General features: G+C 66.3%; 22 protein-coding genes and 1 tRNA gene. 12 read left to right on the plus strand and 11 right to left on the minus strand.

The genetic code is table 11. The annotated features are described in order from the left end of the window. The first annotated feature begins 55 nt into the window (after positions 1–55). Both KVT32_RS18095 and KVT32_RS32625 read left to right on the plus strand, forming a co-directional pair. The gene (locus KVT32_RS18095; protein WP_254636926.1) at positions 56–1642 is read left to right on the plus strand and encodes a beta-eliminating lyase-related protein; all 1587 of its coding nucleotides are present in this window, start codon (positions 56–58) and stop codon (positions 1640–1642) included. 65 nt (positions 1643–1707) lie between these two features. Beyond that, positions 1708–1830, plus strand: coding sequence for a hypothetical protein (locus tag KVT32_RS32625; protein WP_256450089.1), 123 nt, complete (start codon positions 1708–1710; stop codon positions 1828–1830). Positions 1831–1845: 15 nt separating this feature from the next. On the opposite strand, the gene KVT32_RS18105 is transcribed toward KVT32_RS32625, so the two are convergent. Continuing rightward, positions 1846–1921, minus strand: a tRNA-His gene (locus tag KVT32_RS18105). Positions 1922–2139: 218 nt separating this feature from the next. Between KVT32_RS18105 and cls the strand changes: the two genes are divergently transcribed. Then, positions 2140–3597: a cardiolipin synthase gene (gene cls, locus KVT32_RS18110; RefSeq protein ID WP_142054144.1), complete on the plus strand. Its 1458-nt coding sequence runs from the start codon at positions 2140–2142 to the stop codon at positions 3595–3597. Between the two features lie 56 nt (positions 3598–3653). Here the strand turns inward: cls and KVT32_RS18115 are convergent, their stop codons facing one another. Continuing rightward, positions 3654–4082: a PaaI family thioesterase gene (locus tag KVT32_RS18115; protein WP_152385058.1), complete on the minus strand. Its 429-nt coding sequence runs from the start codon at positions 4080–4082 to the stop codon at positions 3654–3656. 189 nt (positions 4083–4271) lie between these two features. Between KVT32_RS18115 and KVT32_RS18120 the strand changes: the two genes are divergently transcribed. Continuing rightward, positions 4272–5144 (plus strand): NAD(P)-dependent oxidoreductase, encoded by an 873-nt coding sequence (locus KVT32_RS18120; RefSeq protein ID WP_056323227.1) that lies wholly within the window; start codon positions 4272–4274, stop codon positions 5142–5144. 58 nt (positions 5145–5202) lie between these two features. Here the strand turns inward: KVT32_RS18120 and KVT32_RS18125 are convergent, their stop codons facing one another. Both KVT32_RS18125 and KVT32_RS18130 read right to left on the minus strand, forming a co-directional pair. After that, complete coding sequence (locus KVT32_RS18125; RefSeq protein ID WP_217618619.1) at positions 5203–6474, minus strand: MFS transporter; 1272 nt, start codon at positions 6472–6474, stop codon at positions 5203–5205. 301 nt (positions 6475–6775) lie between these two features. Continuing rightward, positions 6776–7432 (minus strand): GntR family transcriptional regulator, encoded by a 657-nt coding sequence (locus tag KVT32_RS18130; RefSeq protein ID WP_063954363.1) that lies wholly within the window; start codon positions 7430–7432, stop codon positions 6776–6778. A gap of 214 nt (positions 7433–7646) precedes the next feature. On the opposite strand from KVT32_RS18130, the gene KVT32_RS18135 reads away from it, so the two are divergent. The 4 genes from KVT32_RS18135 to KVT32_RS18150 all read left to right on the plus strand — a co-directional run bounded on the left by KVT32_RS18135 (position 7647) and on the right by KVT32_RS18150 (position 12448). Next, positions 7647–8621, plus strand: a complete 975-nt coding sequence (locus tag KVT32_RS18135; RefSeq protein ID WP_063954364.1) for a tripartite tricarboxylate transporter substrate binding protein — start codon at positions 7647–7649, stop codon at positions 8619–8621. A gap of 24 nt (positions 8622–8645) precedes the next feature. Continuing rightward, a complete protein-coding gene (gene ggt / locus KVT32_RS18140; protein WP_217618620.1) occupies positions 8646–10241 on the plus strand; it encodes a gamma-glutamyltransferase in 1596 nt (531 codons plus the stop codon). A gap of 291 nt (positions 10242–10532) precedes the next feature. Continuing rightward, positions 10533–11780, plus strand: coding sequence for a trypsin-like peptidase domain-containing protein (locus tag KVT32_RS18145; RefSeq protein WP_217618621.1), 1248 nt, complete (start codon positions 10533–10535; stop codon positions 11778–11780). A 116-nt stretch (positions 11781–11896) separates the two neighbouring features. Further along, a complete protein-coding gene (locus KVT32_RS18150; RefSeq protein ID WP_082586302.1) occupies positions 11897–12448 on the plus strand; it encodes a DUF3455 domain-containing protein in 552 nt (183 codons plus the stop codon). A gap of 40 nt (positions 12449–12488) precedes the next feature. On the opposite strand, the gene KVT32_RS32135 is transcribed toward KVT32_RS18150, so the two are convergent. The 7 genes from KVT32_RS32135 to KVT32_RS18190 all read right to left on the minus strand — a co-directional run bounded on the left by KVT32_RS32135 (position 12489) and on the right by KVT32_RS18190 (position 18654). Further along, positions 12489–13385 (minus strand): hypothetical protein, encoded by an 897-nt coding sequence (locus tag KVT32_RS32135; protein ID WP_254636935.1) that lies wholly within the window; start codon positions 13383–13385, stop codon positions 12489–12491. 342 nt (positions 13386–13727) lie between these two features. Then, positions 13728–14834: a porin gene (locus tag KVT32_RS18165; protein WP_062842174.1), complete on the minus strand. Its 1107-nt coding sequence runs from the start codon at positions 14832–14834 to the stop codon at positions 13728–13730. A gap of 318 nt (positions 14835–15152) precedes the next feature. Further along, the gene (locus tag KVT32_RS18170) at positions 15153–15869 is read right to left on the minus strand and encodes a glutamine amidotransferase (protein WP_152385064.1); all 717 of its coding nucleotides are present in this window, start codon (positions 15867–15869) and stop codon (positions 15153–15155) included. A 42-nt stretch (positions 15870–15911) separates the two neighbouring features. Further along, positions 15912–16181 carry a hypothetical protein gene (locus KVT32_RS18175; RefSeq protein WP_056323203.1) on the minus strand — a complete coding sequence of 90 codons (270 nt, stop codon included), beginning with the start codon at positions 16179–16181 and terminating at the stop codon, positions 15912–15914. Positions 16182–16302: 121 nt separating this feature from the next. Next, the gene (locus KVT32_RS18180; RefSeq protein WP_056323201.1) at positions 16303–17265 is read right to left on the minus strand and encodes a tripartite tricarboxylate transporter substrate binding protein; all 963 of its coding nucleotides are present in this window, start codon (positions 17263–17265) and stop codon (positions 16303–16305) included. A gap of 29 nt (positions 17266–17294) precedes the next feature. After that, positions 17295–17936: an RraA family protein gene (locus KVT32_RS18185; protein WP_056323199.1), complete on the minus strand. Its 642-nt coding sequence runs from the start codon at positions 17934–17936 to the stop codon at positions 17295–17297. A 4-nt stretch (positions 17937–17940) separates the two neighbouring features. Then, positions 17941–18654, minus strand: a complete 714-nt coding sequence (locus KVT32_RS18190) for a PIG-L deacetylase family protein (protein ID WP_175235623.1) — start codon at positions 18652–18654, stop codon at positions 17941–17943. A gap of 100 nt (positions 18655–18754) precedes the next feature. Between KVT32_RS18190 and KVT32_RS18195 the strand changes: the two genes are divergently transcribed. The 4 genes from KVT32_RS18195 (at position 18755) to KVT32_RS18210 (ending at position 23363) form a co-directional block, all read left to right on the plus strand. Next, the gene (locus KVT32_RS18195; RefSeq protein WP_152385068.1) at positions 18755–19471 is read left to right on the plus strand and encodes an IclR family transcriptional regulator; all 717 of its coding nucleotides are present in this window, start codon (positions 18755–18757) and stop codon (positions 19469–19471) included. A 165-nt stretch (positions 19472–19636) separates the two neighbouring features. After that, positions 19637–20110 carry a (2Fe-2S)-binding protein gene (locus tag KVT32_RS18200; protein ID WP_062842180.1) on the plus strand — a complete coding sequence of 158 codons (474 nt, stop codon included), beginning with the start codon at positions 19637–19639 and terminating at the stop codon, positions 20108–20110. Then, the gene (locus KVT32_RS18205; RefSeq protein WP_217618624.1) at positions 20107–22398 is read left to right on the plus strand and encodes a xanthine dehydrogenase family protein molybdopterin-binding subunit; all 2292 of its coding nucleotides are present in this window, start codon (positions 20107–20109) and stop codon (positions 22396–22398) included. The genes KVT32_RS18200 and KVT32_RS18205 overlap by 4 nt, the downstream gene beginning before the upstream one ends. Beyond that, positions 22398–23363, plus strand: coding sequence for an XdhC family protein (locus tag KVT32_RS18210; protein ID WP_217618671.1), 966 nt, complete (start codon positions 22398–22400; stop codon positions 23361–23363). The genes KVT32_RS18205 and KVT32_RS18210 overlap by 1 nt, the downstream gene beginning before the upstream one ends. Positions 23364–23436 lie beyond the last annotated feature (73 nt).

A 23436-nucleotide genomic window follows, 5' to 3' on the forward strand; every position in this document is an offset into this window, starting at 1 on the left:
GGCTCGAACTCCGCCGGCCTCCGCCAGGCGGTTCCCCTCCAAGCACGATGCCCCGTTGCTGCGGGATTTCCTGAGCGTCTACGAGCACCTGGACATGACGGTCGAAGCGCCGCGCGAGATCGGCGTGCGGCTGGCCCACATGATCTCCCGCATCCGGCCGGAGCTGGACATCTACCTGCTGACCGACCGAAACGTGGAACAACTGGCGGGCGACCCCAGCGCCTCGGCGATCCGCCGCGTCTTCTATGAGGTCGAAGAGCCCATGGAGGTGCACCTGAACATTCTGGAGGGCGTGCGCGATCGGCAATCCACGCCTCACTTCGACAATCTCAAGCAGTATGCCGCCAAGCCAATCAGCACCTTTCATGCGCTGCCCATCGCGCGGGGCAAGTCGATCATCAAGTCCAACTGGATTCGCGAGTTCGGCGAATTCTACGGGTTGAACCTCTTCCTGGCCGAGACGTCCGCCACGACAGGGGGCCTGGACAGCATGCTGGAGCCCACGGGCAACATCAAGGTCGCCCAGGAGAAGTTCGCGCGCGCAGTCGGCGCGGACCACGTGTTCTTTGTGACCAATGGCACGTCAACGTCGAACAAGATGGTTTACCAGGCGGTGACCAAACCGGGAGACATCGTGATCGTGGACCGCAACTGCCACAAGTGTCACCACTACGGGATGGTGCTGTCGGGCGCGCAGCCGCTCTATGTGGAAGCCTTTCCGATGACGGAGTATTCGATGTATGGCGCGGTTCCGCTGCGCACGGTCAAAGAGGCGCTGCTGGCGCTGAAGTCGGCGGGGCGGCTGGACAAGGTGGCCATGGTCACGCTGACCAATTGCACCTTCGACGGGCACATCTACAACACCCAGCGCGTCATGGCCGAGTGCCTGGCCATCAAGCCCGACCTGATATTCCTGTGGGACGAGGCGTGGTTCGGGTTTGCACGCTGGTCGCCATTCTTGCGCATGCGCACGGCGATGGGCGCCGCAGCCGCGCTGCAGGCATGGCGGGACGCCCCCAAGGCGCTCGAGGCCTGGCAGGCACAGTGCCGCGAACTTGGCGAGGATCTGGACCCCCAGGATCCGCGGCTGCTGGATCGCGTCCTGGTTCCCGATCCGCGCGCCATGCGCGTACGCGTCTATGAGACGGATTCGGTGCACAAATCGATGTCGAGCCTAAGACAGGGATCGATCATCGCCGTGCGCGATGAAGATTACGAGCACCATGTCTCGGCATTCCACGAAGCGGTGTTCATCCATGCATCGACCTCGCCCAATGCGCAGATCATTGCCTCGCTGGATGTGGCGCGCCGTCAGATGGAGCTGGAGGGCTACGAGCTGGTCATGCGCGCCATCGAGGTCGCCCTGGCCATCCGCCGCGAGGTCGCGAATCATCCTCTGATTTCGCGGTACTTCAGCGTGCTGGGGGCCGACAAGATGATCCCCGAGGAATTTCGCGCATCGGGCTTTGCCGACTATCTGGCGCCTGGCATGAACTGGCTGACGGCCGTGAAGTCGTTCAAGGAAGACGAGTTCTGCCTGGACCCGACCCGGCTGACGCTGGTGTGCGGCACGGCGGGATACGACGGCACCACGTTCAAGAACCTGCTGGCGTCCCGCTACAACACACGTACGCGACGGTGATGCTGATGGCTGGGATGACGCCGGCCTTCTGCGCGAAGCAGTTAGGACACAGCGTGGAGATGTTCTTGAAAACCTATTCCAAATGGCTGGACGGTGATCAGAATGAATTGGAGATGAGACGCTTGGAGACGGCGATTTCTCCCCAGAATCTCCCCGAGAAAACAAAACAGGCGCCTAAGCGCCTGTAATGTATGGGGAATTCTTGGGGTGGCTGATGGGACTCGAACCCACGACAACCGGAATCACAATCCGGGACTCTACCAACTGAGCTACAGCCACCACTGGTACTGCTAAGCACTGCTGAACTTCTACAGCGCTTTCGCCGCAAACTTCTCTGAAACCTGTTTCGAAAGAAGCTCAACAACGAAGAGGCCGAATTCTAGCACGTTTTTTTAAAGCGTGTGAAATCACTCCCAAGCCGCACGTTTGCCACCCGCGGCTGCCTTGCTATCCTTGCGCTTGGTTAACCAATGGAGGCCGCGTCTCAAGCCCTCGCCATGGATCGCATACACGCATTTTTGATCGAATATTGGCCTCATATTGCCTTTGCCATCAGCATCGTGGCGGGCACGGGCGCGGCGGTGCATGCCGCGATGACAAAGCAGGATGTGCGGGCGGCCATCGGGTGGGTGGGGGTGGCGATGTTCTCGCCGATCCTTGGGGCGCTCTTCTATTTCGTCGCCGGGATCAACCGTATCCGCAAGACGCGGGTGTCGCAGCAGCGCGACGACGCCATGCTGGAAGATGCCGAGCAGGTCGAGACTGCACCGGTCGATGTGGTGGCGATCTCGGGCGAGCAGTTCGCGTCGCTGAAGGTGCTGGGTGACCGGGTCAGCCGGTTTCAGCTGCTGGCCGGCAACGAGGTCCGGCCGCTGGCCGGTGGCGACGAGACGTATCCGGCCATGCTGCAGGCCATTCGCGAGGCCCGTCACACGGTGGCGATGCAGAGCTATATCTTCGACAACGATCCGATCGGGCGGGAAGTGGCCGAGGCGCTGATCGAGGCGCAGGCGCGGGGCGTGCAGGTGCGGGTGCTGATCGACGCGGTGGGGTCCAAGTACTCCCGTCCGCCGATCGTGCGCATGCTGGCGCGGGCGGGCGTGCCGGTGGCGCGGTTCATGACCAATCCGATGGGAGTGCTGCGCATGCCCTATGCCAATCTTCGCAGCCACCGCAAGGTGCTGGTGGTGGACGGCCGGGTGGGCTTTACGGGCGGCATGAACGTGCGGGCGGCGTTTGTCAGCGCGCTGGCGGGCGACGCCACCAACCACGATACGCATTTCCGCGTGGAAGGACCGATCGTGACGCAACTGATGTCGGTGTTTGCGCATGACTGGAATTTCACGACGCACGAGTCGCTGCCCGCCAAGCCGTGGTTCGATCCCGACTTCATGCCGCCGTCGGGCCGCGTGCCGATCCGCTGCGTGCCGTCAGGGCCCGACCGCGCGTTGGGCAGCACGCACAACATGCTGCTGGGCGCCCTGGCCGTGGCGCGGCATCACGTGCGGATCCAGTCGCCGTACTTCCTGCCGGACCAGACGCTGATCGGGGCGTTGGCCACGGCGGCGCGCCGCGGGATCATTGTGGACATCGTGATCCCGGGCAAGAACAACCTGCGCCTGGTCGATTACGCGATGACGGCGCAGCTGGACCAGGTGGTGCGCACGGGCTGCCGCGTCTGGCGCTCGAGCGGCGCGTTCGACCACTCAAAGCTGATGACGGTGGACGGGGCCTGGACGTATGCCGGCTCGTCGAATCTGGATCCGCGCAGCCTGCGGTTGAATTTCGAGCTGGACACCGAGATCTACGACCGCGACGTGGCGCGGTGGCTCGATGCGCGCTTCGATGCGTTGGTCGCCAACGCGCACCGCGTGACGCTCGAGGACCTGCTGCAGGCGCCCTTTGCCAAGCGCCTGCGAAACAAGGTGATCTGGCTGGCCACGCCTTATCTGTAGCGCCCCCCTGCCCCCGCGTTGATCATCCGCATGATCACGCACACAGCTCGCCGTGGCTAGCCGTCCGAGGCGGGCACGGCGGCGTGGCGGACCGCGAACACGGCGCTGGCCTTGAGCATGGCGCGGCCATCCACCTGCAGGCGGCAGGTCGCATAGATCAGGCGCTTGCCCTGCTTGTCGATCTGCACGTGCGCCTCAAGCCAGTCACCCGGGTTGACGGCATTCAGGAATTCAACGGACATCTGCGCCGTGACGACAGAGACGTGGGCGTCTTCCGAGATGACAAGCCCCAGCGCGCTGTCGGCAAACGTTGCCAGGAATCCCCCGTGCGCCATGCCGTGCATGTTGCCGTGCGCCGTGGTGACACGCAGCCCCAGCACGTTGTCGGCCTTGCGGCGGTAGAACGGGCCAAGATCGTTCAGATGGCGCATGAACTGGCTGCTGGGATACCAGGGCGTGAAACCGGCGGGGATGGAGTCTGTCATGGCTGCCGCTGCAAGAGTCCCGATGGACGATCCCCGAAAGTATTGCAGACGCGCCCGCCCCGGCATAGCGCGGTGATCGGCGCGCGGACGCCCGGCGAGCGGCCGCGAGTGCGCGTTGGCCCCGCTTGCGGCTTCTGCGGGTAAGATTTACGGCACAACAATCACCCTACATGGCAGGAGCAGTGGAAGATGGCAAAAGTCGGCATGGTTGGAATCGGCCTCATGGGCCACGGTATTGCAAGCAACCTGGTCAAGCACGGTCACGCGCTGACCGTGCTTGAGCATCCGGGCAATCAGCCCCTGGACTCGCTCAAGGCTGCTGGTGCGGTCAGCGTGGCCAGCGGCGCCGAGCTTGCCGCACAGTCGGATGTGATCATCCTGTGCGTGACCGGCAGCCCGCAGGTCGAAGCCGTGCTGCTGTCGCCGGGCGGCGTGCTCGAGGGACTGCGTCCGGGCACCGTCATCATCGACTGCTCGACCGCCATCCCCTCGTCCACCGTGAAGGTCGCCCAGGCGGTCACCGAGAGCGGCGGGCGCTTCCTGGACGCGCCCATGACGCGCACGCCCAAGGAAGCCGCCGAAGGCCGGCTGAACCTGCTGGTGGGCGGCGATGCCGCGCTGTTCGAGGAATGCAAGCCGCTGCTGGCCTGCTTTGCCGAAAACATCACCCATGCCGGGCCGGTGGGCGCGGGCCACCGGATGAAGCTGCTGCACAACTATGTGTCGCTGGGCGTGGTGGCACTGCTGTCCGAAGCCGCGGCGTGCGCGCTGCGCTCGGACATCGACCCGGCCGTCTTCACCGAGGTCCTGGCAAAGGGCGGCGGCGGCGGCGTGGCGCTGGAACGCATCAAGCCGTATCTGCTGGAACAGGATCCGTCGTCGCTGCGCTTTTTCATGTCGAATGCGCAGAAGGACCTTTCGTACTACAACACCATGGCCGCCGAAGCCGGCGCAGTGCGCGAGATCGGCGCCGCCGTGCAGCACACGTTCGACCAGGCCGTCACGCAAGGCGGCGGCGAACGTTATGTGCCCGAACTGGTGTCGCTGCTGAAAGACCGCTAGCCGTCCCGCACGCCGGGGATGCGCCGCATCCCTGGCCGGTTGCCGCGGCGCGGCAGGTTCAGCGTCCGGCAGCGGCCGCCACGGGCGGCGCCCGCAGGATGCCGCGCGGCGGCAGGCGCAGCGAAATCAGCGCCGCCAGCAACAGCAGCACCCCGGCCGACCCGAACGCGACCCAGTGGGTGCCGAAGGTTTCGAAGGCCCAGCCGCCCAGCCACGAGCTGATCATGCCGCCCACCTGGTGGCCCAGATACGTCAGCCCATACAGCACGCCGACCAGCCGGATGCCGTACACGTCGGCCAGAATGGCCGAGGACAGCGCGATGCTGCCGGCCCAGACGATGCCGCCGATGGTCGCGGCCAGATACAGCTCCCAATGCGCGCCCACCATGACGAGCGCAAAGAATCCCAGGCCTCGCACCAGATAAATGGTGGCGAGAATGTTGCGGCGTTCGACCTGATCGGACATGCGGCCCAGCACCAGCGTGCTGAAGATGGCAACCAGGCCGATCAGACCGATGCCCAGCGAGCTGGTGGTGGGGTCAAAGCCGTGATCCATCAGCATGGGCATGCCATGCGTGCCCAGCAGGTTCATGCTGAAGCCGCAGGCAAACAGACCCAGCGCGACCTGCCAGAACGGCAAGGTGCGCAGCGCCTCGCCCAGCCGCGGCGCGGGCGTCTTGGCGGCCGGCTTGGCCGAACTGGATTTCTCGATGATCTGATGCGGCAGCAGGTCGGTGTGCTCGGGCGCCTCGTCGCGCATCACGAAAAGCGCAATGGGGATGGTCAGCACGGCAAACAGCACGGCAAAGCCCAGCAGCGTTTCCTGCCAGCCCACCGCGGAAATGGCGTAGGTGAGTGTCGGTGTCATCAGCGCGATGCCGGCCATCGAGCCCGTGGACAGGAAGAAGAGCGCCATGCCACGCTGGCGCGTGAACCAGCGGCTGATCACCGGCGTTAGCGCGACGGGGCTGGTGAAGGCAAGGCCGATGGACAGCGCGACACCGAAGGCAAGCAGGAATTCGAGGGGGCTGCGCGCGAAGACGGTCCAGATGGAGGCGGCGACGACGATGGCCGTGCCGGTCAGGAGCACGAAGCGCGTGCCGCGGATGCTGACCAGATAGCCGGCGAGCGGCATGCCCAGGCCATAGCACAGCATGCCGATGGCCACGATGCCCGACAGCAGGCTACGCGAAAAACCCAAGCCTTCGGCCATGGGCAGAAAGAACGGCCCGATCCCCATGCGCAGGCCGACCGTAAACAGCGTGAGTACCGTGGCGGCGCCAACGATGTTCCAGCCGAAATACCAGCCGCCCGACTCTTGCTTGTCCAATTCCTCTTCTCCTCGGTGTCTTTTTTATGGCCGGTTGCGCGCCAGGACTTGCAGACACCGAGGGCAGGCACGGAGGGGGCTCCGCTGTCGACAGGGGGTGGGAAGGACCAGGCGTGATGCGGCTTGCTTGCGCCGGCGGACGTGCGCCGCCGGACGCGTCACATATTACTCCTGGCTATATGCGAGCGGGACGGGGAAATGGAAATCCTGTCCGGTGAGCGGTCAGCGGATTGAAGCCGTTTGGCGGGTGCGGATGGCGCCGTGGCGGCCGGGTGTCGGACAACTGCCGCGGCGGCGCGGATCAGCCCGCCTGCTCAAGGAACGCCTGCAGCGCCGGAACGGTGTTCAGGACGTGCTGGCGCATGGCGGCCTCGCAGCGTGCCGCGTCGCGGGTTTGCAGGGCGTCGATCAATTCCTGATGCGATTCGCGTACGCGCAGCACGCGGCCGGGTTGGGCGGCCCACAGGCGCATGTAGGGTTCGACGACAGAGTGCAGTTCCGAGATCTGGTTCAACAGGCGCGGCTGCTTGCAGAAGCTGCACAGGTACTCGTGGAATTCGCGGTGGGCGGCGGTCCAGTCCAGGTCTTCGTTCGCGCCCTGGTCCAGCTGCGCCAGCATGTTGACCAGCCGGCGAATGTGTTCGGGCCCCATGTTGGCCACGGCGTTGCGCGTCGCCAGCCCTTCCAGCACCGAGCGCATTTCAAAGACCTCCAGCATTTCCTGCTGGTTCAGGCCGCGCACCACGGCGCCGCGGTTGGCGCGGATCTCGACCAGGCCCTCCGAGGCCAGGCGGCGCAGGGCGCCGCGCACCGGCATGCGGCTGGTGCCGATTTCAGCCGCCACGACGTCCGGCACCAGCCGCTGGCCGGGCGCATAGTGGCCCAGGCGGATTTCACGCTGCAAATGCAGGTACGCCTCGTCTTCGGCGCTGATGGCTGTCTTCTGGAATTGCAGCACTTTCGTCCCCGGGCTTGGAAAGCCGCCATGATAGATAACGGCGAAAATAACACAAACTGGATCCAATGATCCATGAATACAAATCCTAATGGCCGGATGCGCGCCGCTTGCGTTTAATCCAGGGCAGGACGCGGCATGCCGCGCCCGCTCGGTCGGAAGGGGCAAGAGACCCGCCCGGCCCATACGCTTTCCATAACGCGATCAAGGGGAATCCATGAAATTTCGTCTCATCCGGGCGCTGGCAGGCGCTGCCGCCGTGGCCTTCGCGGCGCAGGCCGGCGCGCAAGCCACGGACTGGCCGCAACATCCCGTGCGCATCGTCGTGCCCTTCCAGGCCGGTTCCGCCACGGACCTGATCTCGCGCCAGCTGGGCGCGGCGCTGTCCGCCGAACTGGGTCAGCCCTTCGTCATCGAAGCCCGTCCCGGCGCCGCGGCCGCCATCGGCAGCGCATCGGTCGCGCGGTCCGCGGCGGACGGCTACACGCTGCTGATGGGCGGCCCGGCCGCCGTCGTCACCAACCGCTTCCTGCAAAAGCGCCTGGCCTACGATCCTGACGCGTTCGAGTTGGTCTCGATGGTGGCCTACACCCCGAACATCCTGCTGGCCAACCCCAAGCAACCCTTCAAGACGCTGCCCGAAATGGTCGCCTATGCGCGCGCCAACCCTGGCAAGCTGACCTATGCCTCGTTCGGCACGGGCACGACCTCGCACATGGCGGGCGAAATGCTCAAATCGGTCGCCGGCATCGACATCCTGCACGTGCCGTACAAGGGCGCAGGCGAAGCCATCCCCGCCCTGCTGAGCGGCCAGGTGTCGATGTACTTCGACACCATCATGACCGGCCTGCCCCAGGCCAAGAGCGGCGCGCTGCTGGCGCTGGGCATGTCCAACTCGCAGCGCTCGGCGCTGGCGCCGGACATTCCCACGATCGCCGAGCAAGGTTTTTCGGGCTACGACATCGCGCCGTGGTACGGCCTTGTCGCGCCGCAGGGCACGCCCGCACCGATCCTCGACAAGCTCAACCGCGCCGTCAACAAAGTGCTCGCCGATCCCGCATTGCGCGGTAAGCTCGCCGAAGCCGGCGCCGAGCCGCGTGGCGGCAGCCGCGAGGAATTCGCCGCCTTCATCAAGGCCGAGATTCCGCGCACCAAGCAGCTGATCGACCAGGCCGGCATCACCCCGCAGTAATTTTTCCAACGAGTTCCAGCATCCATGTCCTCCCCCTTCGATTGGTCTTTTCCGTACGCTTCCCGAAAAATGCCGGTCCTGGCCGCCAACGCGGTCGCGACCAGCCAGCCACTGGCTGCGCAGGCGGGACTACGCATGCTGCTGGCCGGTGGCAATGCCGTTGACAGCGCCATTGCCACCGCGATCGCCCTGACCGTCGTCGAACCCGTGATGAACGGGATCGGCGGCGACATGTTCGCCCTGGTCTGGCACGACGGCCAGCTCCACGGCTTGAATTCCAGCGGCTGCGCGCCGGCCGCGTGGACACCCGAATACTTCAACGGCCGCGACGCGATGCCGGGCACCGGCTGGGGCACGGTCACCGTGCCGGGCCAGGTCGCCGGCTGGAAGGTCTTGTCCGACCGCTTCGGCAAGCTGCCTTTCGCCAAGCTGTTCGAACCGGCGATCGCCTACGCCGAAGAGGGCTTCGCGGTGTCGCCGACCATTGCGCGCCAATGGGCCAACCAGGCGCCCAAGCTTGCCGCCGAACCCGGCTTTGCCGACGCCTTCCTGCCGCAAGGCCGCGCGCCGCAAGCCGGCGAATGGTGGCGCTTTCCGGACCAGGCCAAGACACTGCGCGACATCGCCGAGACCGGTGGTGAAAGCTTCTACCGCGGCGAACTGGCCCGCAAGATCGCGGACTTTGCCAGCAAGACGGGCGGCGCCCTGAGCGCGGTGGACCTCGCCGAGCACCGGCCGGAATGGGTCAAGCCCATCTCGCAATCGTTCCGCGACTACGAGCTGCACGAGATCCCGCCCAATGGCCAGGGCATCTCGGCGCTGATGGCGCTGGGCATGCTTGAGCAATTCGACCTGGAAGGCATGGGCCGCGACAGCGCCGACTACTACCACGTCAGCATCGAGGCCATGAAGCTGGCGTTTGCGGACCTGCACCACCACGTCGCCGATCCGCGCCACATGCGGACCGACGCCAACGCGCTGCTCGACCGCGCCTATCTGGCCGAACGGGCCCGCCTGATTTCGATGGACCGTGCCAGCGTGCCCACCGCAGGCACGCCGGCTACCGGCGGCACGGTCTACCTGACCGCCGCCGACGCCAGCGGCACGATGGTGTCCTTCATCCAGTCCAACTATCACGGTTTTGGCTCGGGCGTGGTCGTGCCCGGCACCGGCATCAGCCTGCACAATCGCGGCCTGAACTTCGTGCTCAAGCCGGGTCACGCCAACCAGGTTGCGCCGCGCAAGAAGCCGATGCACACCATCATCCCGGCGTTCGTGACGCGCCGCGACCAACCTCTCATGTCGTTCGGCGTGATGGGCGGGTCGATGCAGGCGCAAGGCCATCTGCAGATGGTCACGCGTCTGGCGGCGTTCGGCCAGAACCCGCAGGCCATGAGCGACGCGCCGCGTTTCCGCGTCGAGAACGGCCCTGTCGTGAACGTGGAGTCGCACCTGCCGGCCGACGTGGTCGATACGCTGCGCGCGCGTGGCCACAACGTGGCGGTCGCGCCGGTGGACAGCCTGGAGTTCGGCTCGGCCCAGCTCATCTGCCGCCTGCCGCAGGGCGGCTACGTCGCGGCGTCCGACTCGCGGCGCGACGGCCAGGCCGTCGGGTTCTGACCACGCGGGGCACGCCGGACCGGGCGCCAAAGTTCGGCGACAATCCGTGACCGCTCGCGCGCCGGCCGCAAGCCGCGCGCGTCGTCACGCGCGTGCAGCGGGGACGGTGAATACTGCCGCCTCGTTGCCGGAAGGATCGATGTGCCCCGCCTGGCCTTGCCGCCTCTTGAACCCTGTTGCGTCGCGCGTAGCGCATCGCGCCGCGCGCGACGCCTACCCGCATTCCTTGCCACGGCCTGCTGCGCCCTGCTGCTGACCGCGCCGCTACCGCCTGCGCGCGCCGCGCTTCCGATGGCCGTGGACGGTCAGCCCTTGCCCTCGCTGGCCCCCATGCTCGAGCGCGTCACGCCCGCAGTCGTGAACATCTCGGCGCAATCGGACGGACAAGCGGCCAACCCGGCGCGCGCGCCCGGCAGCATACGCCAGAACGTCGGATCGGGCGTCATCGTCGACGCCAGCCAAGGCAACGTGCTGACCAATCACCACGTGATTCGGGGCGCCGCCACCATCCGCGTGTCGTTGCAGGACGGCCGCAGTTTCAACGCCACCGTCGTGGGCAGCGATCCGGACACGGATCTGGCGGTGCTGCGCATCCCCGCGCAAAACCTGCAAGCGCTGGCGTTGTCCGATTCCAGCGATTTGCGCGTGGGCGACTTCGTGGTCGCCATCGGCGATCCCTACGGCCTGGGCCAATCCGCATCGTCGGGCATCGTGTCCGCGCTGGACCGGTCCAGCCTGCGCGCCGCCGGCTACCAGAACTTCATCCAGACCGACGCCTCCATCAATCCGGGCAACTCGGGCGGCGCGCTGGTCAATCTGAACGGCGAACTGGTGGGCATCAACACGATGATCTACACGCCGTCGGGTGGCAACGTGGGCATCGGCTTTGCCATTCCGTCCAACCTGGCGGGCGAGGTCATGCGCCAGTTGCTGCAGCACGGGCAGGTGCAACGCGGAGGGCTGGGTCTGGACACGCTGGACATCACGCCGCGCAATGCGCGCCAGCTTGGCCTGGCGCCGGGATCGACGGGCGTGGCCGTTGCCCGCGTGGCGGATGGGTCGCCCGCGCAGAAGGCCGGCATCCAGGCCCGCGATCAGATCCTGTCGATCGACGGCAAGGCGATCGGTTCCAGCGCGCAGTTGCGCAACGCCGAAGGCCTGCTGCCGGTGGGCCGCCAGGTGCGCCTGGGGCTGTTGCGCGCGGGCGCAAAGCGGGACGTCGTGCTGCGCATCGAACCCGAACAAAACGAGCGCCTGCATGGCGGCTCGCTGGACGCGCGCTTGAATGGCGTCGAGTTCACCGAGGTGGGACGCGCGCAGCGCGTGCAGGGCAATGATGGCGCGGCAGTCAGCGCCACCTATCCGGACCGGGGCCCGGGGGCTGCGCGCCTGCAGCGCGGCGACATCGTCATCGGCGTGAACCAGCGACCCGTCAGCAAGCTGGCGGACCTGCGCGACCTCTTGAGCGGCGCGGGCGCGCAGCCGCTGGTGTTGACGCTGCTGCGCGGCAAAGCCGCCTACACGCTGCAAATCAATTGAGACCAGCGCTGGCGGGGAATCGTGGCAGAATGGCCCGATTCCGGCTCAGCCGGACCTTGGGCCAAGCGCGCCCGCAACTGCCACCGCGGGCGCGCTGCCCGCCCGAAGGAGCATGGATGAACCGCATTCCGACTCACCCTCGCCCGGCGTTGGCCGGACTGTTCCTGGCGGCCAGCCTGGCCGCCTCCGCCGCGGCGGCCCAGGACAACGTGCCGCAGATCATGCAGGTGCCGGCAGACAATAGCGTCGCATGGCGCGCGCCGGCTGAAGGCGTCATCACCTACGAATGCCGGATGATCCAGACCGACGGCGCGCGCTACGCCTGGGTCATCGCGGGCGCCAGCGCCACGCTGGGCGCAGGCCAGGCGGGTTCATCGGAGCCGCGCGGCACGTACAAGAGTCCGCCTGAAAGCTGGCGGGCCGCCGACGGCTCGACATTGACGGGGATGGAAACCGTACGCGCATATGCCGGACCGGACCGGCTGTACGACCAGCTCGTGCTGGCCAACCCATCAGCAGGCGTGGGCGTGCTGACCGGCGTCACGTACATTCAGCGGCTGGTTCGCGCAGGCGGCGGCGTGCCGCAAACGCCCTGCTCGCCGGCCAACAAGGGCCAGAAAACGCAGGTGGCATACCAGGCCGATTACGTGTTCTGGAAGCCGAACTGATTCCCGCCGGCATGACGGGCGCTCTGGCCCGTCGCGCCCGTTACGGCGTTACCGACATGCCCTTTTTCAGTTCTTCGACCAGCCCGGGATGCCGGGCTTTTTCTTGCGCCAACGTATAGACCGAAAAGGTCACGACCTTTTTGCCCGACGCCGCGAACAGCGCCGTCAGGTCGGCGGGACGGCCGGACAGCCTGCTGGTTGCATCAAGTTGAAAGACGCCGATGCTGCCGACCTTGAACGCGCCGTCGCCCGTCTTCTTGAACGTGGGCACCGCGGCCTGCTGCTGCGATTGGAAGCCCGCGGCCATCGCCCCCAGCGTGAATGCGTCGTCATCGCCAACAGCCTGTTCAACCGGCACATCGATCACGATGATGGCCTGCATGGTCGCTCGGTTCAGGTAGATCTTGCCCGAGACCTCGGGCGTGGCCGGATCGGACGGAAATTCGGTTTCGGCGAAACCCGCGGGGATGGCGACATGGAGCTTGCCGTCCAGGACCTGCAGCGGCGGTGGAGGTGGCGGCGGCGCCACCGCGGCGTCCACGGGTGCGCCATTCGGATCCTGCGCAGCGGCGGGGTCGCCGGGCGCTTTGGCATCGGCGGGCTTGGCATCGGCGGGCTTCGCTTCTGCTGGCTTGGCTTCTGCGGGCTTCGTTCCAGCCGGCTTGGCTTCGGCCGGCTTGTTTTGCGCGGGCTTCGCTTCGGGCGGCTTGACCTCGGCCGGCTTAGCGTCTGCGGGCTTAGCGTCTGCGGGCTTAGCGTCTGCTGGTTTGGCTTCTGCTGGCTTAGCGTCTGCAGGCTTGGCTTCGGCAGGCTTGGCTTCGGCAGGCTTCGACTCGGCAGGCTTCGCTTCAGCCCGCTTGGCGCCAGCCGGCGAGGCATCCGGGGTCTGCGCAGGCGCGGCCGTTGCGGTCAGGGCCAGCGCCAACGCCAAAGTCATTTCCGCGAGCCGAGCGTTGTGCGTTTGCATAGCTATCCGATGTTTAGGCTGAGCTTCCAATACTACAACGCCCGCGCGGCCCTTTTGGGCGGCGGCCGCGCAATGAGGGATTGTGGGAAGGCGTGGCCGGTGGTCAGCCAGAAACGGCAAAGCCCGCGCCAGAATGCGCGGGCCTTCGGTTTGCCATGATCGAAGTTCGGGTGAGCGGACTGAGAGTGGAGCTAGGGAGGTGGCCGCTTTTTTCGCGTCTGTGGCCGGGTAAGACGCCCAATCCGCTCAGTGCAACCGCGGTGCAGGGCGCAAGCGGCGCGCGCCAGGCGCGCCGCTCATCACGTCTGCCGCTTAGAAGCGATGACGGATACCAACCATGCCGACCGTGCTCTTGACGCCGTCGATGAACGCGAAGTCCGTGGCGTAGGAACCCAGCGCGTACACGTTCGTACGCTTGGACAGGTTGTACGTGTAGCCGATGCTGTACACGTTCATGGCCGAATCGCCACCGGTCAGCAGATCGCTGTCCGGATCGGCACGTTGCCAAGAAGCCAGGATCGAGCTGGCGCCGAGCGGCACGGTCAGGCCGACCATGTACGAATTGGCCTTGAAGTCTTCGACGCCAACGTTCGAGCGGAAGCCATCGGCGATGGTTTCGGTGCTGCCGAAGGCGTTGATGCTCTGGCCGGTGAACCAGCCGTCACGCGTCTGGCCGAAGGCGGCCGCCAGCTTCACGACTTCGAAGTCGTACGAGGCGCCGACGTTCCACGACTTGGGCGTGGCATCGTTGCCAAGCTGGTTGGCGGGGTTCAGCTGGTCGTACGTCAGGGCGACGTTCAGGGGGCCATTCACGTAGCGCACGCCGGCCGTGATGGCGCGGGTGTTGTTCGCGGTGCGAAAGCCCGTCTGCGCCGCGGTCGTGTCAGCGACGTTGAACGAGTAGCCGATGCCAGCCTGGAAGCCGCCGAACGACGGGGTCGCGTACTGGACCATGTTGTCGTAACGGACGGTGTTGGCTGCGCTGAACGCGTTGCCGATGTTGGCCTGGCCGTAGCTGGCGCCGAACGGATCGATCGCGCCCAGGTACTTGGAGGCGATGTTGGTCTGACGACCGAATTCCAACAGGCCCCAGGACGAGCTCTTCAGGCCGATGGTGGCTTGGCGGCCGAACAGGCGGCTGCTCTGGCCCGATTGGCCGTTGGCCGAATTGAAGCCGCTTTCAAGCGTGAACACGGCGGACAGGCCGTCGCCCAGATCTTCCGAACCACGCAGGCCCCAACGCGAGCCGCTGGAAACGCCATTGCTCATGCCGACCTTGGATTCGTGGAAGCCATCGCCCTTGATCCGCTGATAGCCCACGCCCGTATCGATCAGGCCATACAGCGTCACCGAGGTTTCCGCCTGCGCCATGCCGGACAGCGCGGCGAAGATGGCGGTGGCGAACAGAGTCTTTTTCATTACAGATTCCCATTGATGTGAACAGACATGCGCAGGTAGCCAGACCCGCGTTGCGGGCGGCACAGTGATGCACACGGCGCATGGCAGGAACGAATTCTAGGGACGCAATATGTCAGTTCTGGGGACGCAAGGGATGCGGCGCAAAGAAGCGGAAACCAATCGTCTTTTTGTGGCGCGAGACCGACAGCGGCGCACGCGCGCGCCACACCGGCAGGCCCGTCATGCGCGTGTGATATGAAGGCAGGAAGCCGCTCGATTTGAAGCCGCTATTTGAAGCTGCAATTTGAAGCCGCCATGCCAAGCGGCTACGCGATTCGGCTAGGCGAAGCGCCGCGCAAAGGTGCGCAGCAGTTGGCGCGCATCGTGCGTGGGTCCCAGCCCGGCGACCATCGCCGCCACGTCGTAGCCCTCTGCCTCGAAGACCGGCGCCCGGCGCGCCAGGCAGGCCGACATCAAGGTGGAAGAGAATTCGGGGTGGAACTGGACGGACCATGCGTTCGGTCCATAGCGCAGGACCTGGTGCGGATCGTGCCGCGACCGCGCCAGCACCTCGGCGCCCGGCGGCGGCGTCAGCACGCTCTGCTCATGCGTGAGATTGGCAAGAAAGCGCGGCGGCAGCGCGCCAAACAACGCATCGCCGGCGACGTCCGCGCAAAAATCGATGGCATGTTGGCCGATCTCGCGGCCTTGGGGATGGAAATCGACCACGCCGCCCAGCGCGTGCGCCATCAACTGATGGCCGTAGCAGATGCCCAGCAGCGGCAACTGCGCGCGATGCGCGCCGCGCAACCATTCGGCAGTGCGTTCGCTCCAGGGTTCGCGATCCGTCACCATGGACCAGGAGCCGGTCAGCACGGCCCCGGCCAGCGCGTCCCACGCGGGCAGCGCCTCATCATCGTGGGGTTTGCAAATGCGTACCGGCAGGTCCGGGTCGTCCAGCGCGGCCAGCATCCAGTCGGCCTGTTCGCCTTGCGCCCGCCGCAGGTCTTCGGGCGGGCGGCCCATCTGGATGATGGCGAGGGGTTTCCGGGTCATCGACGACGGTTCTACGGCGTTGGGCAAGACATTAACGGTGGACTATTTATCGAACAGGCGGCGCAGGCGCTGGGACTCGGCCAGGTTCAGGCGCTTGGCCTCGTCTTCCGCGTATGCCCGCTCGCCGACATCGTAAGAGCCTTCGTGCAGGCACTGCTTGCGATTGGACTTGCACTCGTTGCTGGCCCGAGCGGGCGTGGTAGTGGTCGCGCTGGCCTTTTCTTCTGGCGTGGGCTTGGTGGACGAGCAACCGGCCACCAGCGCGACGAAGAACAAGGCCGCGCCGCAGCGGCTGATCGTAAGAATCGACATTTTCCCGGCCCTACAGAAATGCTGTAGGCGCTTTTATAGCAAAGCCTGGCCGGAAAAGACGTGTTAAGTCGTAGCAAAAGCGGGGTAAGGCGGCCGCCCTCCCCGCTTTGCCACGCGATGCCTACTCGATTTCGATGCCGGCTTCGTCAATCAGCGCCGTCCACTGCGCGGTGTCGCGCCGCACCGTGTCGGCAAGCTGCTGCGGCGTGCTGGAGACGAACTCCACGCCCTGCGACTCGAACTTCTGGTTCAGCTCGGGATTCTTCAGTGTGTCGACCACCGCCGCGTTCAGCTTGGCCAGCACCTCGGGCGGCGTTCCCGCCTTGGCAAAGAGCGCGTACCAGGTGGTGTACGACACGCCCGGCAAGGTCTGCGAAATCAGGGGCAGCTTCGCCGTGTCCGCGCCCTTGCTGGGCGCGCTCATCGCCAGCGCCTTCACGGACCCCTTGTCGATCATGGGCTTGAGCGACGGCATGCTGCTGAACAGCGCCTGAACCTGACCCGACGCCAGGTCGGTCAGCACCTGCGAGGTACCCCGGTAAGGCACGTGCACCACGTCCACCTTGGCTTTGCTCTTGAAAAGCTCCATGCCCAGATGCGCCACGCCCCCCACGCCTGCCGACCCGAAATTGACCTTGCCGGGATGGGCGCGCGCGTAATCGACGAGTTCCGGCACCGAATTCACCGGCAACTGCGCGTTCACCACCAGGACGTGCGGGCTTTCGGTCAAGAGACTGATGGGCGCCAGCACTTCCAGCACCTTCTTGCCCTGCATGGCCTTGGACGGCACGGTCATGTTGCCCGAGGCAGGCATGAGCAGCGTATAGCCGTCCGCTTCGGCCCCCAGGACCTGGTTCAACGCCGGCACGCCGTGACCGCCGCCCGCATTCACAACCACCACGGGCTGCCCCAGCTTTTCGCCAAACAGCTTGGCGAATTCGCGTCCGACCATGTCCGCGGGGCCGCCTGCCGCAAACGGCACGATCATGCGTATCGGCCTTTCGGGATAGTCGGCGTGGGCCGCGGCAAAGGGCGCAAGGCCCGCCATCAGGGCGATCGCGCCCAGCGTGTGCTTGAAGTTCATTGTCTTCCTCCTGTTGTATTGAATAGCGGTTATTCGGACGCAGGCAGCGACGGCCCAATGTCCAGCGTGGCCTTGGCCAGCGCGTCGTCAAGCCACACGGGCCGCAGTTCGCCGCGCGCGATGGCGGCCATGCGGCGGGCTTCGGCTTCGGCCTTGGTCAAGGCTGCCGCAACCATCGCGTCCATTTCCGCCTGGGCGACCACGACCAACCCGTCGTCATCGCCCAGGATCCAGTCGCCCGGATCGACGCGCACACCGCCGCACTGGATCTGGCGGTTCACAGTGCCGCCGCCGGCCTTGGCGGGCCCCGCTGGCGATATCGCAGCGGCGAACACGGGCAGCTGGCCCTGGCGCAGCTCTGCCGCGTCGCGCACCGCACCGTCGATCACCACGCCGGCGATGCCGCTTGCTGCGGCCTGCGCACACATGATTCCGCCCATCACCGCGCGTTCGGTGTAGCCCTGCGCATCCACCACCAGCACATCGCCGGGTTGCGCAAGCGCGAGCGCCGCGTGGATCGCCAGGTTGTCGCCCGCCGGGACCGACACCGTCACCGCGCGGCCGCGCACGGTCCATCCCGCACGCAGGGGTTTGATCGCCGCACGCAGATAGCGCGCGCCGGCGTCCGCCAGCAATGTGCTGGTCAAGCCGGATTCGTGGATGTCGCGCATGGGGTCACTCCATCAAGGCCGAAACCACGGCCGGGAAAATGCTCTGATAGGCCTCGCCATAGCGCGTGCCCGCCGTCTTGCCCCGGCGCCCGGCCTGCGCGCCGCGTTGCAGCGCGACACGCTCGTAGTACGCCCACAGGTTGCTTTGCGTCGGCATGGCCTGCATGGCTTGCCACTTGCGTTCCCACACCTCCGTGATGTCCAGCAGCACATTGGGCTTGAAGCCGCACAACTCGGTCTGATGCGGTTCAAAGCACAACACTTGCGGCGGCACCACGAAATCGGCGCCATGCCCCGGCGCCATCGCCTGCATGCGGCCGCGCAGCGTCATTTCGAACGTGCGGCAGTGATCGAGGTTGGAAGGATCGTGCTCGGGGTGGGTGAGCACCACCGACGGCTTCGTGCGGCGCAGCGTCTCGGAGATGCGGCGCACGGAGTCCGGCGAGTCGGGCAGCGGATAGTCGCCCAGGTCGTGAAAGTCCACGCTGCTCACGCCCAGGATCTGCGCGGCGGCTTGCGCCTCGGCGTGGCGTTGCGCTTTGACCGCCTCGCGCTGCGTATCCCCTTTCCACGCCGCGTTGGACTCTCCATTTTCGCCATAGCTCAGGCAGACCAGATGCACCTGCACGCCACGCTGCGCGTGCAGGGCCATCGCGCCACCACAGCGCCAGACAAAATCGCCCACATGGGCAGTTACCACCACCATCGAATTTGCCATCCCGGCCTCCCGAATCAACAGACTGGGTGCATTTTAAATTTACGAAACGACGTTGTATTACGTACAATAAGCAAGCAAAAAAGCACCTCTTGGAGAATTCATGAGCAATGATGGCGTCGTGGCCGTTGAACGCGCGCTCAGCGTGCTGGACTGCTTTCGTCCCGGCGCAGAGCACCTGTCGCTGGCCGATTTCGCAACCCGCCTTCCCTTGCACAAGACAACGATCTTTCGTCTGCTCAATTCGCTGGCGCGATGCGGCTATGTGGTGCGCGAGCCCGACGGGCGCTATGGGCTGGGCCCGCGCGTGCTGTTCCTGGCGCGGGTCTACGAGCGCGGCTTCGACCTGGAGGCCGTCGTCATGCCGGTGCTGGAGCGGCTGTCGGCAGACACCGGTGAAAGCGCGGCGTATTACGTCGAAGGCGGTGAACCGGGCCAGCGCCTGTGCCTTTTCCGTCATCAGCCGCACGAAGGCCTGCACAGCCAGGTCATTGCCGGCAGCGTGATGCCGCCCGACAAATCCTCCACGGGCCAGGTCTTTGCGATCTGGGCGCAAGGCGAACGGCGCGATCAGGTCCGCCTGCCGATCTTCTCGTGCGGCGCGCGCGATCCGTATACGTCGTCCTGGTCTGTTCCGGTCATCGGCCAGGAAGACCGCTTCGTCGGCGCGCTGACCATTGCCGGCCCCTCGGCACGTCTCAAGACCGTCGATGCCAAGGCGTTCGAGGCCATGATCCTGGCACGCGCCGACGACCTGTCGCGCCGGTTGGGGGCCTCATCCGACATGCGCGCCGTGCTTTACCGGCCGGACGCGTCATAGCCCAATCAGGGGCTGGTTTCCGCGCAGGCATAACCGGTCCTTAACAGGCCTATTAGTAGGGCTAATGAATAAAACCGGGATTTTTTCGGCAAAATTCCGGACTCAAGAAGTTATCCCCCCACCCGAGGCAAGGCGACTGTGCCGTGCTTCTCAGGAATTGCCCCCATGACGCAACTGCAAATCAACGGCCAGGCTCAGGACGTCAACGTCCCGGACGACATGCCGATCCTATGGGTTCTGCGCGACGAACTGGGCATGACCGGCACCAAGTTCGGCTGCGGCATGGCGCTGTGCGGCGCCTGTACGGTGCATATCGACGGCACGCCCGTGCGCGCCTGTCTTACCCCCGTCTCGGTGGCTTCCGGCCGCCAGCTGTCGACCATTGAAGGCATGGATGCCGATCCGGTCGGCCGGGCGGTTCAGACGGCCTGGGTCGACAACAACGTCGCGCAGTGCGGCTACTGCCAGGCGGGCCAGATCATGACGGCGGTGAGCCTGCTGAAGGCCAACCCCACTCCCACCGAACAGGAGATCGCAGACGCCATGAGCGGCAACATCTGCCGCTGCGGCACTTACCCGCGCATCCTGGCCGCCATTCAACAGGCAGCCAGCCGCCTCGCCCAAGGAGGCAAGCAATGACCGCCGCCGCTCAACTTTCGCGCCGCGCTTTCCTGCAGGGCAGCCTGGGCGTCTTGACGCTTGCCGTCACGGTCAGGGGGTGGGTCACGACCGCGGTGGCCGCCGAGCCGGCCGCCAAGGCGTATGGCGCCGACAGCATGCCTGGCGGCACCGTGGACGATCCGCTGGTTTTTGTCAGCATCGCCGCCGACGGCGCGGTCACCATCGTGGCGCACCGCGCGGAAATGGGCACGGGCGTGCGCACCAGCCTGCCGATGGTGGTGGCCGACGAGATGGAAGCCCGCTGGGAACGCGTGAAGGTCGTGCAGGCGCCCGGCGACGAAGCGCGCTACGGCAATCAGAACGTGGACGGCTCGCGCAGCATGCGGCACTTCCTGATGCCGATGCGGCGCGTGGGCGCCGCGGCCCGGCAGATGCTGGAAGCCGCCGCCGCCGCACGTTGGGCCGTGCCCGTTGCCGAGGTCAAGGCCGAACAGCATGAAGTGCTGCATGCGTCCACCGGCCGGCGTCTGTCATATGGCGACCTGGCGGCGGACGCGGCCAAGCAGCCCGTGCCTGCAGGCGACACGCTCAAGCTCAAGGACCGGTCAGAATTCCGGTACATCGGCAAGGACCAGGTTCGCCTCGTGGACGTCGAAGCCATCGGCAAAGGGCAAGCCACCTACGGCATGGACATGCGCCTGCCCGGCATGGTCTATGCCGTCGTCGCGCGGCCTCCCGTCGTCGGCGGCCGGCTGCGACGTTTCGACAGCGCCAAGGCGCTGGCCGTGCCCGGCGTGCTGAAGGTGGTGGAGATTCCCCCCATGCAGGGCGCCCCCGCATTCCAGCCGCTGGGCGGCGTGGCCGTCGTGGCGCGCAACACCTGGGCCGCTCGCCAGGGACGCGACGCGTTGGAGATCGAATGGGACGATGGCCCGAACGGCAGCTATGACTCGGCCGCCTACCGGCAAACGCTGCAGGCGGCGGCCCGCGCGCCCGGCAAGACGATGCGCAACCAGGGCGATGCCGCCAATGCCTGGGCCAAGGCGCCCGAAGCCGAGCGCGTCGCTGCGGAATACTACGTGCCCCATCTGGCGCACGCATCGATGGAACCGCCAGTCGCCACCGTGCAGATCAAGGGCGACAGCGCCGAGGTCTGGGCGTCCGTGCAGAATCCGGCCGCCGCTAAAAACGCAGTCGCCACGCGACTGAAGCTGGAACCGGCCAACGTCAAGGTCAACGTGTTGCTGCTGGGCGGCGGCTTCGGGCGCAAGTCCAAGCCCGACTTCGTGGACGAAGCCACCATCGTGGCCCGCGCCATGCCCGACGGCACGCCGGTCAAGCTGGTCTGGACGCGCGAGGACGATATTCATCACGACTATCTGCATACCGTGTCGGTCGAGCGCCTGGAAGCCGTCATGGACGCGCAGGGGCAAGTCCAGTCCTGGTTGCACCGCAGCGCCGCCCCAACCATCGCCTCGCTGTTCGCGCAAGGCGCCAAGGGGCAGCAGATGTTCGAATCGGCCATGTCGGCGATCAACATGCCCTACCGCATTCCGAACGTGCGCGTGGAGACCGCCGAAGTCGACGCCCACGCCCGCATCGGCTGGTTCCGGTCCGTCGCCAACATTCCCCATGCCTTCGCGGCCCAGTGCTTCATCGACGAACTGGCCCACCGCGCGGGCAAGGATCCGCAAGCCTTCGCGCTGGACCTCATCGGCCCGGCCCGCCAGATCGACCCCGGCACGATGGCCGACACGTGGAACTACACCGAGTCGCCCGAACGCTACCCCTACGACACCGGCCGCCTGCGCGGCGTGATCGAGGCCGCGTGCAAGGGCGCAGGCTGGGGCCGCACCTTGCCCAAGGGCCATGGCCTGGGTTTGGCCTTTTGCTACAGCTTCATGAGCTACACGGCCACGGTCGTCGAAGTGGCGGTGGACGACAAGGGCGAGGTCCGCGTCGTCGCCGTGGACATGGCCATGGACTGCGGCCCGCAGATCAACCCCGAACGCATCCGCGCGCAAATGGAAGGCGGCGCCATCATGGGCCTTGGCCTGGCGCTGACCAGCGAAATCACGTTCGAAAAAGGCCGCGTGAAGCAAAGCAACTTCCATGACTACGAAGTCCTGCGCCATAACGCCTCGCCGCGCGTGATCCGCACGCACCTGGTCAATGACGATCACGCGTTGCCGCCGGGCGGCGTGGGCGAGCCGCCGGTGCCGCCCGTGGCCCCCGCCCTGTGCAACGCCATCTTCGCCGCGACAGGCAAGCGGATCCGCAGCCTGCCGGTGCGCAAGGTGGCATGATGGAAAGTGTTGATGTGCGCGTGCTGCGCGCGGCGCGCGATTGGCAGGTGGCCGGTCATCGCCTGATGCTGGCCACCGTCGTCAAGACATGGGGGTCGTCGCCGCGGCCCGTGGGCTCGATGATGGTGCTGCGCGAGGACGGCCGCTGCATCGGATCGGTCTCCGGCGGCTGCATCGAGGACGACCTGATCCACCGCTACACGCGCGCCTACGGCGACGGTGCCATTCCGCAGTCGGCGCCCGAACTCGTTCGCTATGGCGTCACGGCCGACGAAGCGCACCGCTTCGGGCTGCCTTGCGGCGGCACGCTTGAGCTGCTGCTTGAATTCGAACCCGACGGCGCGGCACTTGACGCATTGGTCCGCCGGCTTGAGGCGGGCCACCTCGTGCAGCGGACCGTGGATTGCGCGTCCGGGGCCGTGACGCTTGGCGACGCATCGGCGCCCGAGGCCTTGCATTTCGATGGCGTTACGCTGTCCAGCACGCTTGGACCCCAATACCGGTTGCTCCTCATCGGCGCCGGATCGCTGGCCGAATACGTCGCCACCATGGCGCTGTTCAATGACTTCGCGGTGACCGTATGCGACCCGCGCATCGAGCACCTGGGCACATGGTCCGTGGACGGCGTGGCCTTCACCACCGAAATGCCCGACGACGCCGTGCGCGCGCTCGCCCCCGATTCCCGAACCTGCATCGTGGCGCTCAGCCATGACCCCAAGCTGGACGACATGGCCTTGCTGGAAGCGCTGCACAGCCCCGCCTTCTACGTGGGCGCCATCGGCTCACGCCGCAACGCCGCCAGCCGCCGCGAGCGGTTCATGGAACACTTCGATGAAACGGAAGCGTCGCTGCAACGGCTGCACTCGCCGGTCGGACTGCACATCGGCAGCAAGACGCCCGCCGAGATCGCCGTGAGCGTCATGGCGCACATTCTGGCGGTCAAGAATGGGGTCACGGCCCGGTAAGACCCGGCGCCGCTCGCAGGCGCCGCCCGCCGTCAGTCCGGATTTGCGCTTGTCTTTGCCCGAATCCCCGCAA

Source organism: Achromobacter sp. GbtcB20, from assembly GCF_019091095.1.
In the GTDB taxonomy this organism is placed as follows: Bacteria; Pseudomonadota; Gammaproteobacteria; order Burkholderiales; family Burkholderiaceae_B; genus Achromobacter; species Achromobacter mucicolens.

Bases quoted from the DNA above. Each gene is read 5' to 3' on its own strand.
- KVT32_RS18145 (WP_217618621.1), top strand. From the start codon at position 10,533: ATGGCCGTGGACGGTCAGCCCTTGCCCTCGCTGGCCCCCATGCTCGAG.
- KVT32_RS18165 (WP_062842174.1), bottom strand. From the start codon at position 14,834: ATGAAAAAGACTCTGTTCGCCACCGCCATCTTCGCCGCGCTGTCCGGC.
- KVT32_RS18210 (WP_217618671.1), top strand. From the start codon at position 22,398: ATGGAAAGTGTTGATGTGCGCGTGCTGCGCGCGGCGCGCGATTGGCAG.
- KVT32_RS18175 (WP_056323203.1), bottom strand. From the start codon at position 16,181: ATGTCGATTCTTACGATCAGCCGCTGCGGCGCGGCCTTGTTCTTCGTC.
- KVT32_RS18180 (WP_056323201.1), bottom strand. From the start codon at position 17,265: ATGAACTTCAAGCACACGCTGGGCGCGATCGCCCTGATGGCGGGCCTT.
- ggt (WP_217618620.1), top strand. From the start codon at position 8,646: ATGTCCTCCCCCTTCGATTGGTCTTTTCCGTACGCTTCCCGAAAAATG.
- cls (WP_142054144.1), top strand. From the start codon at position 2,140: ATGGATCGCATACACGCATTTTTGATCGAATATTGGCCTCATATTGCC.
- KVT32_RS18190 (WP_175235623.1), bottom strand. From the start codon at position 18,654: ATGGCAAATTCGATGGTGGTGGTAACTGCCCATGTGGGCGATTTTGTC.
- KVT32_RS18120 (WP_056323227.1), top strand. From the start codon at position 4,272: ATGGCAAAAGTCGGCATGGTTGGAATCGGCCTCATGGGCCACGGTATT.
- KVT32_RS18185 (WP_056323199.1), bottom strand. From the start codon at position 17,936: ATGCGCGACATCCACGAATCCGGCTTGACCAGCACATTGCTGGCGGAC.
- KVT32_RS18200 (WP_062842180.1), top strand. From the start codon at position 19,637: ATGACGCAACTGCAAATCAACGGCCAGGCTCAGGACGTCAACGTCCCG.
- KVT32_RS18135 (WP_063954364.1), top strand. From the start codon at position 7,647: ATGAAATTTCGTCTCATCCGGGCGCTGGCAGGCGCTGCCGCCGTGGCC.
- KVT32_RS32135 (WP_254636935.1), bottom strand. From the start codon at position 13,385: ATGACTTTGGCGTTGGCGCTGGCCCTGACCGCAACGGCCGCGCCTGCG.
- KVT32_RS18195 (WP_152385068.1), top strand. From the start codon at position 18,755: ATGAGCAATGATGGCGTCGTGGCCGTTGAACGCGCGCTCAGCGTGCTG.
- KVT32_RS18150 (WP_082586302.1), top strand. From the start codon at position 11,897: ATGAACCGCATTCCGACTCACCCTCGCCCGGCGTTGGCCGGACTGTTC.
- KVT32_RS18115 (WP_152385058.1), bottom strand. From the start codon at position 4,082: ATGACAGACTCCATCCCCGCCGGTTTCACGCCCTGGTATCCCAGCAGC.
- KVT32_RS18170 (WP_152385064.1), bottom strand. From the start codon at position 15,869: ATGACCCGGAAACCCCTCGCCATCATCCAGATGGGCCGCCCGCCCGAA.
- KVT32_RS18205 (WP_217618624.1), top strand. From the start codon at position 20,107: ATGACCGCCGCCGCTCAACTTTCGCGCCGCGCTTTCCTGCAGGGCAGC.